The sequence below is a fragment of the Azospirillum thiophilum genome, from assembly GCF_001305595.1.
GTDB classification, from domain to species: Bacteria; Pseudomonadota; Alphaproteobacteria; order Azospirillales; family Azospirillaceae; genus Azospirillum; species Azospirillum thiophilum.
In genome coordinates this window covers 51988-66372 of the sequence record NZ_CP012406.1, presented here as the reverse complement: position 1 = coordinate 66372, position 14385 = coordinate 51988, and the positions used below count along the sequence as shown (strand labels likewise).

Here is a 14385-nt window from a genome sequence, read left to right as displayed (position 1 = left end):
GTCAGCTCCCTGCCGGCTTCAGCCGCTGCGACAGCGCCCAGCCCGCCAGATCACCGGTAACGCGGCCCAGCGCCTCGTCGAAGGCGGCGACGACGTCGGTGAAGGACCGGCCGCGCACCGGTGCCGTCGCCTCGAAGGTCTCGCCCGCCTCGATGGACCGGCGCGGCATGGCGACCAGCTTGGCCGACAGCCGGACATGCACGCGGTCCGGCAGGGCGGCCCCCGGATCGGCGTATTCGGCCTGGAAATCGCGCAGTTCCGACTTCAGCACATAGTCGGAGCGCAGCCCGACGGTGTCGCGCCCGACCGAGACGATGCGCCCGCTGTCCTCGAAGGTCTGGACGATCAGCCCCTGCACCATGTTCGGCGCCCGGTCGGCCCAGGACACGTCGGCGAAATAGTCGAGCGAGGTCGGCGTGCGGGCCAGCGCGATGCGCGGCGTGTCGATCCCCGCCGCCGCCGCCGGGGTCTCGACCAGCAACTGCCAGTCGGCCCTGGGGCCGGGGCCGACCGCGGCGCGCGGGGTCAGGGTGTAGAGCTGCGGTGCCGTCGGGTTCAGCGTGGAACAGGCGGCCAGCCCCAGCAACAGCAGGGCGGACCATATCCGGCGCCCCGGCATCCCGCGCCGGGCTGCACCCGCCACTCCCAACACCGCACCCCACGCCATCCCGCGCCCGTTCGCCGTCCGCCTCATTTCCCACGCACCTCCACGCCTTGCCGCGTCCCGCCGAAGAGGAAGTTCGACGGGTCGTTCTCGATCCGCGTGACCACCCGCGACAGCTGCCCGGACAGGTCGCGCAGCTGGGAGATCAGCAGGGTCAGTTCATACAGGCCGGTGGCGGTAAAGTCGCGCACCGGTTCGCGATTCTCGGCCAGCATGCCGTTCAGGGTGTCCGAGCTGCGCTTCAGCGACCGCATCAGCTCGCGCGTCTCGCCGGTCAGGCTCTTGGCGGCGGCATCGACGGTTGCCAGCGTGTCGCGCGCCTGCTCCATCGTGCGGTCGAACTGCGGGCCGGATGCCTCGAAGCCGTTCAGCGTCCGCCGCGCCTGCGCCATCGTCTCCTCCAGCCCGGCGCTGGCCCGGGCGAGCTCGGCGCTGGCGGTGCGGGCATTGGCCAGAATGTCGCCGATGGCCTTCTGGTTCTCGCCGTTCAGCAGGTCGCCCAGCCGGGTGATGACCTCCAGCGACCGGTTGACCAGTTGCGGCGCGCTGTCCACCACCGCGGTCAGCGAGCTGGGGCGCGACGGGATGGTCAGCACCCCGTCGGCATCGGTGGCGGTCAGCCGCTTGCCCCCCTCCGCCCCGCCGGTGATCTGGACATAGGCGCCGCCGGTGATGCCCTGCACCTCCAGCGAGGCGATGGAATCGGACATGACCGGCGTGCCGTTCTGCACCTGGACGGTCACCCGCACCCTGGTCACGTTGTCGGGGTCGAGCCGGATGTCCGACACGGTGCCGACCGGCACGCCGCGGTAGCGCACCGGGCTGCCCTGCTGGAGCCCGGTGACCGATCCGGTGAAGTAGATGCGGTAGGTCTCGCGCGTTTCGTCCAGCTGGACCTTGGCGATCCAGGCGGTGAAGACCAGCAGGCCGGCGACCAGCGCCAGCACGAAGCTGCCGACCAGGATGTAGCTGGCGCGGGTTTCCATGGCGTGACCTTACCCTTTCGCAAGGCGCGGAGCGTCGTTGCGCTCTTTCGCGTCGAGGGCCGCGCGGCCGCGCGGTCCGTGGAAGTAATCGTGGATCCAGGGGTGCGGATCGGCCAGATGCTGCGCCAGCGTCCCCACCCGGATCTTCCTGTCCACCAGCACGGCGATGCGGTCGCAGATCGAGGTCAGGCTGTCCAGGTCGTGGGTGACCATGAAGACGGTCAGCCCCAGGCTGCGCTGCAGGCCGCGGATCAGCGTGTCGAAGGCGGCGGCGCCGATGGGGTCGAGGCCGGCGGTCGGCTCGTCGAGGAACAGGATGTCGGGGTCGAGCGCCAGGGCGCGCGCCAGCCCGGCGCGCTTGATCATGCCGCCCGACAGCTGCGACGGATGCTTGGTCCCGGCATCGGGCGGCAGGCCGGCCATGGCGATCTTGACCCGCGCCAGCTCGGCGATCAGCGACGGGGGCAGGTCCGTGTGCTCCTTCAGCGGCAGCATGACGTTCTCCGCCACCGTCATCGAGCTGAACAGCGCGCCGTTCTGGAACAGAACCCCGGTGCGGGCCTGCAGCGCGGTGCGCTCGGCGCGGTCGAGGCCGGCGATGTCGTGGCCCAGCAGCTCGATCCGGCCGTCCGCCGGCTCGATCAGGCCCAGGATCTCCTTCAGCAGCACCGACTTGCCGGTGCCGGAGCCGCCGACGACGCCCAGCACCTCGCCCCTCTCGACGTCAAGGTCGAGCCCGTCATGGACGGTCTGCGTCCCGAAACGGGTGACCAGCCCGCGCACGCGGATGACTGGCCTGTGCCCGCCGGCGCCGTTCCCTTGCGCGGACGCGTCCATCACACCCCCAGCATCGAGAAGAGGACGGAGAACACCGCGTCGATGACGATCACCAGGAAGATGCCCTCCACCACCGCCTTGGTGGTCATGATGCCGACGCTCTCGGCGCTGCCGGAGACCTTCAGCCCCTCGTAGCAGCCGACCATGGCGATGACCAGGGCGAAGACCGGCGCCTTGATCAGCCCGGCGAGGACGGTGTTGATGCCGACCGCGACATGGAGCTGGCGGATGAACTGGCCGAAGGTGATGTCCAGCGTGGCATAGGCCATCACCGCGCCGCCGAACAGCCCCATCACGTCGGCGTAGAAGGCCAGCAGCGGCAGGGTGATCATCAGGGCCAGCGCCCGCGGCACCACCAGCAGCTCCACCGGATCCAGCCCCATGGTGCCGATGGCGTCGATCTCCTGGTTGACCTTCATGGTGCCGATCTGGGCGGTGAAGGCCGAGCCGGAGCGGCCGGCGACGATGATCGCCGTCATCAGGATGCCGATCTCGCGCAGGACCGAGATGCCCAGCAGGTTGACCACATACAACTCCGCCCCGAAGCGCTTCAGCTGGTCCGCCCCCTGGAAGGCCAGCACCACGCCGATCAGGAAGGACAGCAGCCCCAGGATCGGCAGGGCGTTCAGCCCGGTCTGCTCGATGTGGAACATCACCGAGGTCAGGCGCAGGCGCGACGGGCGCAGGATCAGCCGGGCGAAGGTGACGGTGACCAGCCCGAGGAAACCGACGAGGTCGAGCACCTCCCTGGCTGCATTCACCGTCGTCTCGCCGGTGCGGACGATCATGTCGATGATCGGGTGATGCTCGCGCTCGATCGGGTGGGGCGGCGCCTTGCCGGCATCGCGCACCGCGCCGAACAGGGCGGCATGCTCCGGCCGCAGCCCGACCACCGCCACCGCATGGCCGGCCGCCGACAACCGCTCGGCCGCCCGGTTCAGCAGATAGGCGCCGACGGTGTCGAGCGCCTCGACCCGTGCGAGGTCGAGCCGCACCGCGGCCCCGCCGGCCGGCCGGGGCGCCCGCTCCAGCGCGTCCGACGCCGGTCCGGCGGCGGCCAGCGTCCAGCGTCCGGACGCGCCGATCCGCCATCCGGATCCATCCATCGGTCCGGACTCGATCCAACCCACATCGGTGCTGCCGTGACCGGGCCGGGCAGACGCATCAGCCATTTTTCTCTACACAAAGCAGGTTTGTGTCGTCAGGAATGGCCGATAATGGGCTTCCGGGTCAAGATTCCGGTCGATTTTTTATTCCAAATCACTTTTAAGCCAGATACACCGGCCTTCTGATCGGAAAGGGAATTTCAGTCTCTTTCAGGTTATAAGCCTCCCATAGTTCCAATATAAACGTTGGATTGTAGTTTGTTTTATTATCTTTCTCAGTCGGAAAATATTTTGCCATCATTTTTTTCCCGCTCACTCTACATTCGACATGAAGATGAGACCGACCGGTGCCTCTTTTCCCGCTGTAACCAATAATATCGCCCCGATATACGTAATTGTCCTTCTTTACAGATATCACCGAGAGATGCGCAAACATGAAAGCATATTTCTGATTAGGCGTTACCGTTATCTCCATTATCACGCATCCATATTTATCATCCGGCACCCCATCCCTATTGGTATCTCCGGAGACGGATATCTTTCCATCGAATGGAGAATAAACCGGAGTTCCTGTTGGACTGGCATAATCGATACCTGGATGATGCCCCATCATCACGTCATAATAGGCGAGGTAATCCTGCGACATCACAATAGAATCTTTCTTGAACAAGACGGATGACAGCTTTTTTATCAAAGAGGGATCGGATTTTTTGGCCACAGAGATTCTCCTTTTGGTAAAAATTCCAATTTTATCATATGCATATATATCCAGAAAAAGTTAAATTTTTGAGAACTGCCAATATTATCTCGGTGAATACGTTTGTATTGCATGAATATTATTCATGAATTATTGATGGAATCAAAATTTTTGATTTATTTATTCATAGCTTTGCAGCTTATTTATATAGTTATCGCAGAATTTAGAAATTTCCTTTCCCGGAAGGCGCATCTGGAATTAAAAGAAATGCTTTATTCCTACTTGGACCGGTTACGTGATGAACCTGAAAGACCACATCCGCGGCATTCCGGATTTTCCGAAGCCCGGCATCCTGTTCTACGACGTCTCGCCGCTGCTGGCGAACGGCGAGGCCTGGAAAGCGGCGATCGACCGGCTTGCCGACGCCGTGCGCCCGCACCGGCCGGAGCTTCTGGTCGGCATCGAGTCGCGCGGCTTCCTGGTCGCCGCCCCGCTGGCGCTGGCGCTCGGCATCGGCTTCGTGATGGTGCGAAAGCACGGCAAGCTGCCCGGCGACAAGATCGCTCATTCCTACGACCTGGAATACGGCACTGACACCATCGAGGTACAGGCCGACGCCGTGAAGCCGGGACAGCGCGTGGTGGTTCTCGACGATCTGCTGGCGACCGGCGGCACCATGGCCGCCGCCATCAGCCTGCTGCGCCAGGTCGGCGCCGACGTGTGCGCCGCCGCCTTCCTGGTCGAGTTGACCTTCCTGAATGGCCGCGACCGCATCGACGTGCCCAGCGTCTCGCTGATGGCCTACGATTCCTAAGGCGGCGCGGGTGCCGGTTCCTTGACGCGCGAAAGGCCCCTCCCCGATGCCGGAGAGGGGCCTTTCCTGCATCGGGGAGGGGATCTCCGGAGATTCGGGCGCCTTACAGCGGCGCCAGGCCGGCCATCATGTGGTCCTTGCGGTCGGCATAGAGGCTGCCAAGCTCGGCGGCGCGGTCGTCGTCCAGGACGTCCCTGGCCTCCTCGAACAGTTCCTCCTCCTCCTCGTCGAGGTGGTGGCGGACCAGTTCGCCCAGCACCTGGAGCTTTTCCTTCCAACCGCTGTCGGTCGTCTTCATCGCGTTCAGCTCGTCGAGCAGGCCGTTGATCAGGTGATGCTCGTTCAGCCCCTCGATGGTCTCGGACCTCGCCTCCTTCGCCTTCTTCAGCGAGGCGTAGAACACGCCTTCCTCGACCTTGGAATGGGCCCACAGTTCGCGCTGGAGGTCTTCGAACACGGCACGGCCGCTGCCGTTGGCCTCCTCGGTGCGGTCGAGAAGGCTGCGGATGGTGTCGTGATCGGCCTTGATGCGGGCGAAGATGTTGCTATCGGGCTGGGCTTCGGTGGTCTTGCGGGCCATCGTCGGGGTCCTTGGAAGTCTGGGGGCATTGCGTGAAGGGTTGCCAGAAGAACCCCGCCGGACCCCGACTGTTCCCGCCCGGCCGCTCCGGAACTTCAACCCTCCCGATGCTCCTCCGAATGCCCTTGAGGATGCGTATCGACGAATTCCCGCAGCGTGTGCATCAACTCCACCGCGTGGGCGGTGCGCCCGTGGGCGCAGGCCTCCGCGATGTCGTCGGCGATGATGTGGGCGATGCGGTCCGGGCCGCCGGCGCAGTGGGCCAGGCAATGGCCCATCTCCACCGCCACCATCTCCGGCAGGTGTTCGTGTTCGGCAATCGCGTCGATCTCGGCCTCTGTCAGGTCGCTGAGAGCGATGCAGTCCTTGATCGTCAACATGGCGCGTTCCTCCCGGGAACGGCCGGGCCTCCCTGCGGCCAGGGACATGCCGATCCGGCGGAAACGGCCATCGCCGCATGGAACCCCCGCCTAACTCAGGCGGCAGGAACCCCATGCGGCAGGATCGGCTGACTATCAGTGGGCCATCAGAACCGGCAGCCCGGCATGATTCAGCACGTAGCGCGTGACACCGCCCAGGATCATCTCACGCATCCGGCTGTGACCGTAGCCGCCCATGACCAACAGGTCGGCGCCCAGCCCGACGGCTTTCTTGGTGACCGCCTCTCCAACCGACTCGGATCCCGGATGCAATACCGTTAACTCAGGATTAACCCCTTGCCAAGCGAGATAATCGGCGATGCGACGTCCGGTCGCGGCCTCCGTCACCGAGGTCTCGGCGGTCAGCACGACGGTGCGGTCGGCGCTGCGCAGGAAGGGCAGCGCGGCGGCGACGGCGCGGGTGGATTCGATCTTGCCGTTCCAGGCGATTGCGACGCTGCGGCCTATCTCCGGCGGCAGTTCCTTCGGCACCAGCAGAACCGGCCGGGCCGATCCCAGCAGGGCCGTCTCCATGGTGGTGTAGCCCTGGGTGTCGGCCTCGACGGTGGTGTGGGCGCAGACGATCAGGTCGGACAGGCGGCCTTCGGCCGGCACCACGTCCTCGATCCGGCCGACGACCTCGCGCCAGGACGCCGACGGCGCCTCGATCCCGCTGGGGGCGTCGCGCAACTCGAATCCGGCGGCGGCGATGGCCGCATCGAAATGGCGGCGGGCGGCGACACGGTGGTTGTCCGATTCCGTCTCGGCCGCGCGCATGATCTCGTCGACCATGGCGCCGGACATGCCCTCGCCCAGCATCGGCACGGCATCGCGCGGGTCGAGGCGGACGAACAGGGCGACGAGATGGGCGTCGAAATCGCGCGCCACCGCGACCGCGCCTTTCAGGGCCACCGGATCGTTGTCACTGCCGCACAGCGGCACAAGGATGGTCTTGTAGGTCATGGACTCCTCCCGGACCGGTTCGAGCGGCCCTTCCCGGACGGCGGCGGTCCGCCCGCCGGTGCGACGGACGATTCCCCCAGCCGTCATTTGCCCCATCGATGCATCCCATCGACGCGACGGTCCGCGGCCCGGGGCGAAGCCGCAACCCCCCAACTCTCCACTCCCGGCCCTGACACGCCGTCCGTTCCGGAATTAGGACAACCTTCCACGGGCGTCGTCCAGCACATCCGCTGCAACCCTGCCAGAATCCAGGCGCGTCCAGCCGATCCTCCCCAGATCGTAGGAGTCCTGCCGTTCGGCCACGCCCGCATCGGCGTCGGAGGCATCATTGCGACGATCTGTCACACGCTCGACCCGCGTGGCCAGCGGCGCCTCCAGCCACAGCCCGTCGAACCGCACCCCTGCCGCCGCCGCCACCGCCTCCAGGCGGCGGCGCTCGTCGGGCCGGGCGCTGACCGCGTCGGCCACCGCCGCATGGCCGGCGGCCAGCACCGCCGCCGCCCGCCGGTACAGCTCGTCATAGACGCGCCCGGTCATCGCCGGCGCATAGCCCTCCGCCGGCAGGCGGCCGGTGTCGGCAACGCCGCACAGCCGCTTGCGCAGGACGTCGCTGCGCAGCACCACCGCGCCGGGCGCCGGGCCCAGCCCGGGCGCCAGCCCTTCGGCCAGCCGGGTCTTGCCGGTTCCCGACAGGCCGCCGACCGCGACCAGCCGCGCCGGCACGGGATCGAGCGCCGCCAGCGCCAATTCCAGGTAGCGCCGCGCCTCCGCCACCGCCCCCTCCTCGCCCCCGCCGCCGCCGAGCCGCAACGCGGCGGCCAGCACCTTGGCACGGACCGCGGCACGGAGCGACAGGAACAGCGGCAGCGCCGCCAGCCCACCGTAATCGGCCGTCTCTTCCAGATAGCGGTTCAGCACCGCATTGCCCAAGGGCCGCAGGCCGCGATGGTCGAGGTCCATCAGCAGGAAGGCGAGGTCGTAGAAGACGTCGGCGACCGCCAGCGCCTCGTCGAACTCGATGGCGTCGAACAGGGTCGGCTCGCCGTCCAGCAGGACGATGTTGCGCAGATGCAGGTCGCCATGGCCATGCCGGACCAAGCCGGCCCGCCGCCGCTCCTCCAGCAGCGGCGCCAGCCGGTCGAGCGCCGCCGCGGTGCGCTCCGCCAGCCGCTCCACCTCCCGTTCCGGGAACAGGTCGGGGGCGGCGCGCAGATCCAGCAGATTGCCGTCCGCCACCGCGCGCATCGCCGCCACCCCGCCGCCGTCGGGCCGGGGCTCCGCCTCGGCGTGGAAGGCGGCGATGCGTTCGGCCAGCCGGCGCATCAGGGCCGGGGTCAGGGCGTGACGCCCGGCCATGCGGTCCAGCAGGGCGTCGGCGGGAAAGCGGGCCATCGCCACCAGCCAGTCCACCGGTTCGCCCGCCGCTGCCCCTGCCGCTGCCCCGTCCGCCGGAGCCGCCCCAACATCCTCGACCGGTTCGGGATCGAGGGTCAGCCGGCCGCCGGCCCCGCTGCGGACGGCGAGCAGCCCGCGGTAGAGCGACGGCGCGGTGCGGCGGTTGACCGCCAGTTCCGCCACGCAGGCCGCATGGCGTTTCTCCACCGTCGAATAATCCAGATAGGGATAGCGCACCGCCCGCTTCAGCTTCAGCGCGCGGTCCCCGGCCAGGAACACCAGAGCGGCATGGGTGTCGATCCGCTCAACCGCCTGTCCGCCATGGGTCCGCGGATCGCCGAGAAAGGCGATCACCTCCTCTTGCCGTCCCAGTCGGGCATGCGGTTCGGTGGGATGCGCGGTCATGTTCGGATCATAACAGAATCCGCATCGGTGCCGCCCGCGCTTTCATGGTTGAAACGCGGATGCCGACACCGACATCCTAGGGGTAGCGCCGATACTCCATGCGACAGCCGCGCCGCCCCTTCGTTATAGTGGCCGGACCGTTTGCCGGACCGTTTGCCGGACCATTTGGTCGAATCGACGCGTCACCGGGAGGGGGTGCCCGTGAATCGCCTGTTCAGCCGCCTGCATATCCGCCTGTTCGCCCTGCTGGCGCTCGCCGTTCCGGGCACTGCCGGCGCGCAGGCCATCGACGCCGACGGCCGCTTCGGCAACTGGGCGCTGGGCGGGCTGGCCTACAGCCTGCAGCCCCCGGCGGACAGCAACATCACCGTCCTGAACAGCAAGATGCGGATCGGCGGCTCGCTGATCCCGCAGATCGAACCCTATGCCAGCGTGCAGCCCTGGATCGGGCCGGGCACCGGCAGCAGCCTGACACCGCGCGGCGCCGTGACCGGCCTTGGCGGCGGCGTTACGGGCGCCGTCTCCGGCGGATTGCCCGGCCTGATGGGCGGCGTGCTGATCGACGTGCCGCTCGGCTCCTTCGTCTTCACCCCCAGCGTCGGCGCCGGCACCCTGCCGACCGTGCGGCGGGAGGGCGGACCCGGCACCGAGTTCCGCTCGCAGTTGGAATTGGGCTACGAATTCGACAACAAGTCGCGCTTCAGCCTGGGCTACAGCCGGATCGTCAACGATGCCGCCGCTGGCGACCCGGCGGCGGGTGCCAACAATGTCTTCGGCTTTTATTACCGCTTGCCTTTCGGCGGTCCCTGACCCCGCCCCCGATCCTGCGATGGCGGCAGGACATCGTGTCGCGGCGTCCGGCGGCAGGACAACGCCCGCATCGGTAGCGTCTTAACGGCATTTTAAACATGGTTGGCTCAAGTGGACGCGGACCGAACGCTCCCCGGGGAACCCACCATGGCCACCAAGCGCAAGACCGCCGCCTCTGCCGCTCCCGCCACCGCTCCCGCCGCCACCGCCGCTGTCGCCGCTCCTGCCGCCGCGCCGGTGTTCGAGGCGCCTGTCGAAAGCTGGGCAGACACCATCCTGCGGACCAACTTCGCGTCGGTCGAACAGGACAGCATCGTCCTGCTGCAGGCGGCCAGCTCCCTGCTGGAGTCCGAGACGCCGGAAAAGGTGACCGTCGCGCTGGACCAGAACCTGAAGCTGTGGATCGCGATCAAGACCGTCCTGCTGAACAGCGACTGCCCGGTCGAGCCGGAGGTGAAGGCCAACCTGCGCAATCTGGCGCAGTTCGTCGTCTCCACCACCATGCTGGCGACCCAGGGCACGATCGAGGAGCGCAGGCTGATCTCGCTGGCCCGGCTGAACATGAACATCGCCGAGGGGCTGCTGAGCGGCCAGCGCAACCGCATGATCCAGGAGCGCGCCTATGCGATCTGGCAGGAGGAAGGCTGCCCCGAGGGCCGCGAGCAGGAGCATTGGCTGCGCGCCGAGGCCGAAGTCTCCGGCCTGTTCAAGTCATAACGATCGTAGCGTCAAAGCATAACATCATCAAATGGTTGGGCGGCCGCTTGCAACGCCGCCATACCCTGTCGGCATGACCGCCCGCGTCGCGACACCGTGACGCGGGCGGTTTCGCTTGATAGGCTCGGGACACCGTGACCGTCCCGCCGCAAGCCCTCTCCAAGCCGCACAGGCGCATCGACAACGCACCGCTCGGCATCGCGTCGATGCTGGCGTCGGTGTTGTTCTTCTCGATCATGAACGTCCTGGCCAAGCTCCTGATGGACCGCTTGCCGGTGACCGAGGTCATGTTCTTCCGCAGCCTGTTCGCGCTGATCCCGGTCTGCCTGGCGATCCATCTGGGCAAGGGCTTCGCCTCCACGCTGTACACCCGCTATCCCTGGGGCCATATGGGGCGGTCGCTGATCGGGCTGACCACCATGGTCGCGATGTTCTGGTCCTTCCACCTGCTGCCGCTGGGCGACGCCATCGCGCTGAACTTCGCCGCACCGCTGTTCCTCACCGCGCTGTCGGTGCCGCTGCTGAACGAGAAGGTCGGCATCCACCGCTGGAGCGCCGTGCTGGTCGGTTTCGCCGGCGTGCTGATCATCGTCCAGCCGAGCGGCGACGTGATGAATCTGGGCGCGATCATCGCGCTGGCCGGCGCCCTGACCAACGCGCTGGCGATGATCGCCATCCGCCAGCTGAGCCGCACCGAGCCGCCGGACACCATCGTCTTCTATTTCACCCTGCTGACCACCGTGCTGCTCGGGCTGTCGCTGCCCTTCTCCTGGGTCACGCCGGATCCGCTGGACTGGCTGCTGCTGCTGGCCACCGGGCTGCTCGGCGGCTGCGGCCAGCTGATGCTGACTCGGGCCTATTCGCTGGCGCCGGCCGCGGTGGTGGCGCCGCTGAACTACACCTCGCTGCTGCTGGCGGTCCTCTTCGGCTGGCTGCTGTGGAGCGAGGTGCCGACCGGCAGCATGGTGGCCGGCGCCGCGGTGGTGATGGCGAGCGGCCTCTACATCCTGCACCGCGAGACCCGCCGCCGCGCCACCCCGACCAAGCCGCTCCCCCCCGGCGACGGCGACTGACGGCGACTTTACGGCAGCGTGACGGCTTGCCACAGTTTCGCCATTGCGGGGTGATGGGCTGTACCATCGCGCCGCTGGGCAAAACCGGCCCGCCGCGCCTATATGACTGGTGCGCTGTCGCCGGATCGCGGGCCGGACCGTCCGACCGGCCGCATCTCGGCGCGAAGGGGGCGGCATGAAGCAGAACGAGCGACGCGACGCCGGGCCGGGCCGTAACCGGCCAACCAACCCGCAAATGGCCAGCTTGCAAACGGCCAACCCGCAGACGGCCAACTCCCGCGAAGCGCCGTTATACGAACCGCGCCTCCGGCTGGCGCAGGCACGCGCCGCGCTGCTGTGGGAACGGCTGGGGCCGGCGCTGTGGGCGCCGCTGACGGTGCTCGGCGCCTTCCTGGCGCTGGCGCTGCTGAATCTGCTGGTCCTGCTGCCGGGCTGGCTGCACGGCGCCGCGCTGCTGGTGCTGGCGGCGGCCTTCCTGCTGTCGCTCGCCATCGGCCTCCGCCGCTTCCGCGCGCCCGCGGAGGCCGAGGCCCGGCGTCGGCTGGAGCGGGACAGCGGCATCGCCCACCGGCCGCTGCACACCCTGCGCGACCGGCCGGCCGGCAACGACCCGATGGCCCAGGCGCTGTGGCGCCTGCACCAGGAGCGCACCCGCGCCGCGATGCGGAGCCTGCGCGTGGCCTGGCCGGGGACCGAGGTGCCGAGCCATGACCGCTACGCCCTGCGCGCCCTGGTGATCCTGGCGCTGGTGGTGGCCGGGGCCGCCTCCTGGGGCGACTGGCGCCCGCGGCTGGCCGCCGCCCTGACCCCGCGGCTGGCCGGCGGCACCGCGACGGCCGCGGCGACGCTCGATCTGTGGATCAACCCGCCCGACTACACCGGCCTGCCGCCGGTCTTCCTCAAGTCGGGCTCGGCCTCCGCCCCGGACGGGCAGCCGCCCGGCAGCCCGCAACCCCCGGGCCAGCATCCGGCCGACCGGATCGTCCAGGTGCCGCAGGGAAGCCTCGTGCTGGCCCGCGTCACCGGCGGCGGCGGCACGCCCAGCCTGGAGGCCGGCGACCGGTCCGGCCCGTTCGAGGCGGTGGATTCTGCCAACTTCCAGGTACAGAAGCCGGTGACCGGCGGCACCCGCATCGCGGTCACCCAGGGCGGCCGCACGCTGGGATCCTGGCCGATCCAGGTGGTGCCCGACCGCGCGCCGATCATCGCCCATGCCAGCCCGCCCGCCGCCGCCGAACGCGGCGCGCTGAAGCTCGATTATGCCGCCCGCGACGATTACGGCCTGACCGAGGTGAAGGCCGAGGTCCGCCTCGCGCCGGAGCCGCAGCCGGTTGCGGACACGACGAGGAAGGACGCCCCGAAGGCGGCGGAGACGCCGGCCGGGGCCGACGACGTGCTCGCCCTGCCGCTGTCGCTGCCCGGGGTCCGGCCGAAGGAGGCCCATGGCAATTCCTTCCAGGATCTGACCGCCCATCCCTGGGCCGGATTGCCGGTGACGGTGCGGCTGACCGCCACCGACGGTGCCGGCCAGACCGGCCGCTCGGAGGATGCCGCCGTCACCCTGCCGGAACGGATCTTCAACCATCCCGTCGCCCGCGCCATCATCGCCCAGCGCAAGATCCTGACCCGCAGCCCGCAGAAATCGCGGGTCGACGTCGCCCGCGCGCTGGCGGAGATCTCGGCCCGGCCCGGCACCTACGGCGACGACATCGTCGCCTTCCTGTCGCTCCGCACCGCCATCGCGCGCCTGATGCTGGACCAGGAGGCAGAGTCCGTCCCCGCCCTGCAGCAGTTGATGTGGGAAACCGCGCTGCGCATCGAGGATGGCGGCCTGTCGCTGGCCGAGAAGGATCTGCGCGATGCCGAGAAGCGGCTGTCCGACGCGCTGGACAAGAACGCCTCGGACGAGGAGCTGAACCGCCTGATGGACGAGCTGCAGGCGGCGCTCGACAAGTTCATGGACGCCATGGAACAGCGGATGATGGAGGCGCTCCAGCGCGGCGAGCAGCTTCCCATGGTCCCGCCCGAGATGGCCGACCAGATGACCGACCGCAACGATCTGCAGCAGATGCTCGACCGCATGCGCGAAATGGCGCAGACCGGCTCGCGCGACGCCGCCCGCCAGATGCTGTCCCAGTTGCAGCAGATGCTGGAGAACATGCGCTCCGGCGCCATGGCCCAGATGAACCCGCAGAACGGCCAGCAGCAGCAGAACCAGCAGGCCTGGGAGATGATGCAGCAGTTGCAGAAGCTGGCCCAGCAGCAGCAGCAGCTCCTGGACCAGAGCTTCCGCCAGTCGCAGGAATCAATGGACCAGCAACAGCAGGGCGAGCAGCCGCGCGGCCGGCAGAACAGCCAGCGCCGCAACCAGAACGGCCAGCAATCCCCCGGCAGCCCGACCCTGCAGAAGCAGGCCGAGCAGCAGGAGGCGCTGCGCCGCCAGCTGGGCGAGCTGATGCGCCGCATGGGCGAGCAGCAGGGCGGCGAGATCCCGCAGCCGCTGGGCAAGGCCGAGCGCGCCATGCGCGATGCGGCGCAGGCCCTGCAGCAGGGCGCCCCCGGTGCCGCCGTGCCGTCGCAGACCGAGGCGATGCAGCAGCTCCAGCAGGGCATGCAGGGCATGGCCGAGCAGATGGCCCAGCAGATGATGATGGGCCAGGGGCCGGCGATGATGGGCGGCCAGCAGGGCCAGATGCCCCGCCAGGGCAACCGCGGCCGCGACCCGCTCGGCCGGCGCCCGTCGGGCTACGGCATGCAGGATTCCAACGACGTGAAGATCCCGGAACAGTCGGAACTCCAGCGCGCCCGCGAGATCCTCGACGAGCTGCGCCGCCGCTCCGGCGAATACGGCCGCCCGCAGGAGGAACGCAACTACATCGACCGGCTGCTCAAGCAGTTCTGACCGGCCGGCACCGTCGT

The 14385-nt window shown here is 68.3% G+C and carries 14 protein-coding genes; 5 read left to right on the top strand and 9 right to left on the bottom strand.

The genetic code is table 11. The features are described from left to right. Position 1 precedes the first annotated feature (1 nt). The 5 genes from AL072_RS28675 to AL072_RS33870 all read right to left on the bottom strand — a co-directional run bounded on the left by AL072_RS28675 (position 2) and on the right by AL072_RS33870 (position 4311). A complete protein-coding gene (locus AL072_RS28675) occupies positions 2 to 694 on the bottom strand; it encodes an ABC-type transport auxiliary lipoprotein family protein (protein ID WP_082109260.1) in 693 nt (230 codons plus the stop codon). Then, a complete protein-coding gene (locus AL072_RS28670) occupies positions 691 to 1650 on the bottom strand; it encodes an MlaD family protein (protein WP_045584922.1) in 960 nt (319 codons plus the stop codon). Before AL072_RS28670 ends, AL072_RS28675 begins: the two co-directional genes overlap by 4 nt. A 9-nt stretch (positions 1651 to 1659) precedes the next feature. After that, complete coding sequence (locus AL072_RS28665) at positions 1660 to 2487, bottom strand: ABC transporter ATP-binding protein (RefSeq protein ID WP_045584921.1); 828 nt, start codon at positions 2485 to 2487, stop codon at positions 1660 to 1662. Next, the gene (locus AL072_RS28660; RefSeq protein ID WP_245637071.1) at positions 2487 to 3593 is read right to left on the bottom strand and encodes an ABC transporter permease; all 1107 of its coding nucleotides are present in this window, start codon (positions 3591 to 3593) and stop codon (positions 2487 to 2489) included. Before AL072_RS28660 ends, AL072_RS28665 begins: the two co-directional genes overlap by 1 nt. A gap of 160 nt (positions 3594 to 3753) precedes the next feature. Then, complete coding sequence (locus AL072_RS33870) at positions 3754 to 4311, bottom strand: M23 family metallopeptidase (protein WP_144428405.1); 558 nt, start codon at positions 4309 to 4311, stop codon at positions 3754 to 3756. A 277-nt stretch (positions 4312 to 4588) separates the two neighbouring features. On the opposite strand from AL072_RS33870, the gene AL072_RS28655 reads away from it, so the two are divergent. Continuing rightward, entirely contained in the window at positions 4589 to 5104 is a 516-nt protein-coding gene (locus tag AL072_RS28655) for an adenine phosphoribosyltransferase (protein WP_045584919.1), read from the top strand. Between the two features lie 103 nt (positions 5105 to 5207). Here AL072_RS28655 and AL072_RS28650 read toward each other — a convergent pair whose 3' ends face one another. The 4 genes from AL072_RS28650 to AL072_RS28635 all read right to left on the bottom strand — a co-directional run bounded on the left by AL072_RS28650 (position 5208) and on the right by AL072_RS28635 (position 8866). After that, entirely contained in the window at positions 5208 to 5684 is a 477-nt protein-coding gene (locus AL072_RS28650; RefSeq protein ID WP_045584918.1) for a hemerythrin domain-containing protein, read from the bottom strand. A gap of 95 nt (positions 5685 to 5779) precedes the next feature. Then, positions 5780 to 6064: a hypothetical protein gene (locus AL072_RS28645; protein ID WP_045584917.1), complete on the bottom strand. Its 285-nt coding sequence runs from the start codon at positions 6062 to 6064 to the stop codon at positions 5780 to 5782. Positions 6065 to 6199: 135 nt separating this feature from the next. Next, complete coding sequence (locus tag AL072_RS28640; RefSeq protein WP_045585257.1) at positions 6200 to 7066, bottom strand: universal stress protein; 867 nt, start codon at positions 7064 to 7066, stop codon at positions 6200 to 6202. Positions 7067 to 7258: 192 nt separating this feature from the next. Next, positions 7259 to 8866 (bottom strand): bifunctional aminoglycoside phosphotransferase/ATP-binding protein, encoded by a 1608-nt coding sequence (locus tag AL072_RS28635; protein WP_045584916.1) that lies wholly within the window; start codon positions 8864 to 8866, stop codon positions 7259 to 7261. Positions 8867 to 9067: 201 nt separating this feature from the next. Here AL072_RS28635 and AL072_RS28630 point away from each other — a divergent pair, with 201 nt between their 5' ends. The 4 genes from AL072_RS28630 (at position 9068) to AL072_RS28615 (ending at position 14368) form a co-directional block, all read left to right on the top strand. After that, a complete protein-coding gene (locus AL072_RS28630; RefSeq protein ID WP_245637070.1) occupies positions 9068 to 9676 on the top strand; it encodes a hypothetical protein in 609 nt (202 codons plus the stop codon). A gap of 147 nt (positions 9677 to 9823) precedes the next feature. Next, positions 9824 to 10393: a DUF2934 domain-containing protein gene (locus AL072_RS28625; protein ID WP_045584915.1), complete on the top strand. Its 570-nt coding sequence runs from the start codon at positions 9824 to 9826 to the stop codon at positions 10391 to 10393. A gap of 134 nt (positions 10394 to 10527) precedes the next feature. After that, positions 10528 to 11466 (top strand): DMT family transporter, encoded by a 939-nt coding sequence (locus AL072_RS28620; RefSeq protein WP_045584914.1) that lies wholly within the window; start codon positions 10528 to 10530, stop codon positions 11464 to 11466. A 235-nt stretch (positions 11467 to 11701) separates the two neighbouring features. Next, entirely contained in the window at positions 11702 to 14368 is a 2667-nt protein-coding gene (locus tag AL072_RS28615) for a TIGR02302 family protein (RefSeq protein WP_063840391.1), read from the top strand. The last annotated feature ends 17 nt before the right edge of the window (positions 14369 to 14385 follow it).

Coding starts and splice junctions, on each gene's coding strand:
- AL072_RS28675 (WP_082109260.1), bottom strand. CDS start 694: ATGAGGCGGACGGCGAACGGGCGCGGGATGGCGTGGGGTGCGGTGTTG.
- AL072_RS28670 (WP_045584922.1), bottom strand. CDS start 1,650: ATGGAAACCCGCGCCAGCTACATCCTGGTCGGCAGCTTCGTGCTGGCG.
- AL072_RS28665 (WP_045584921.1), bottom strand. CDS start 2,487: ATGGACGCGTCCGCGCAAGGGAACGGCGCCGGCGGGCACAGGCCAGTC.
- AL072_RS28660 (WP_245637071.1), bottom strand. CDS start 3,593: ATGGATGGATCCGGATGGCGGATCGGCGCGTCCGGACGCTGGACGCTG.
- AL072_RS28655 (WP_045584919.1), top strand. CDS start 4,589: ATGAACCTGAAAGACCACATCCGCGGCATTCCGGATTTTCCGAAGCCC.
- AL072_RS28650 (WP_045584918.1), bottom strand. CDS start 5,684: ATGGCCCGCAAGACCACCGAAGCCCAGCCCGATAGCAACATCTTCGCC.
- AL072_RS28645 (WP_045584917.1), bottom strand. CDS start 6,064: ATGTTGACGATCAAGGACTGCATCGCTCTCAGCGACCTGACAGAGGCC.
- AL072_RS28640 (WP_045585257.1), bottom strand. CDS start 7,066: ATGACCTACAAGACCATCCTTGTGCCGCTGTGCGGCAGTGACAACGAT.
- AL072_RS28635 (WP_045584916.1), bottom strand. CDS start 8,866: ATGACCGCGCATCCCACCGAACCGCATGCCCGACTGGGACGGCAAGAG.
- AL072_RS28625 (WP_045584915.1), top strand. CDS start 9,824: ATGGCCACCAAGCGCAAGACCGCCGCCTCTGCCGCTCCCGCCACCGCT.
- AL072_RS28615 (WP_063840391.1), top strand. CDS start 11,702: ATGGCCAGCTTGCAAACGGCCAACCCGCAGACGGCCAACTCCCGCGAA.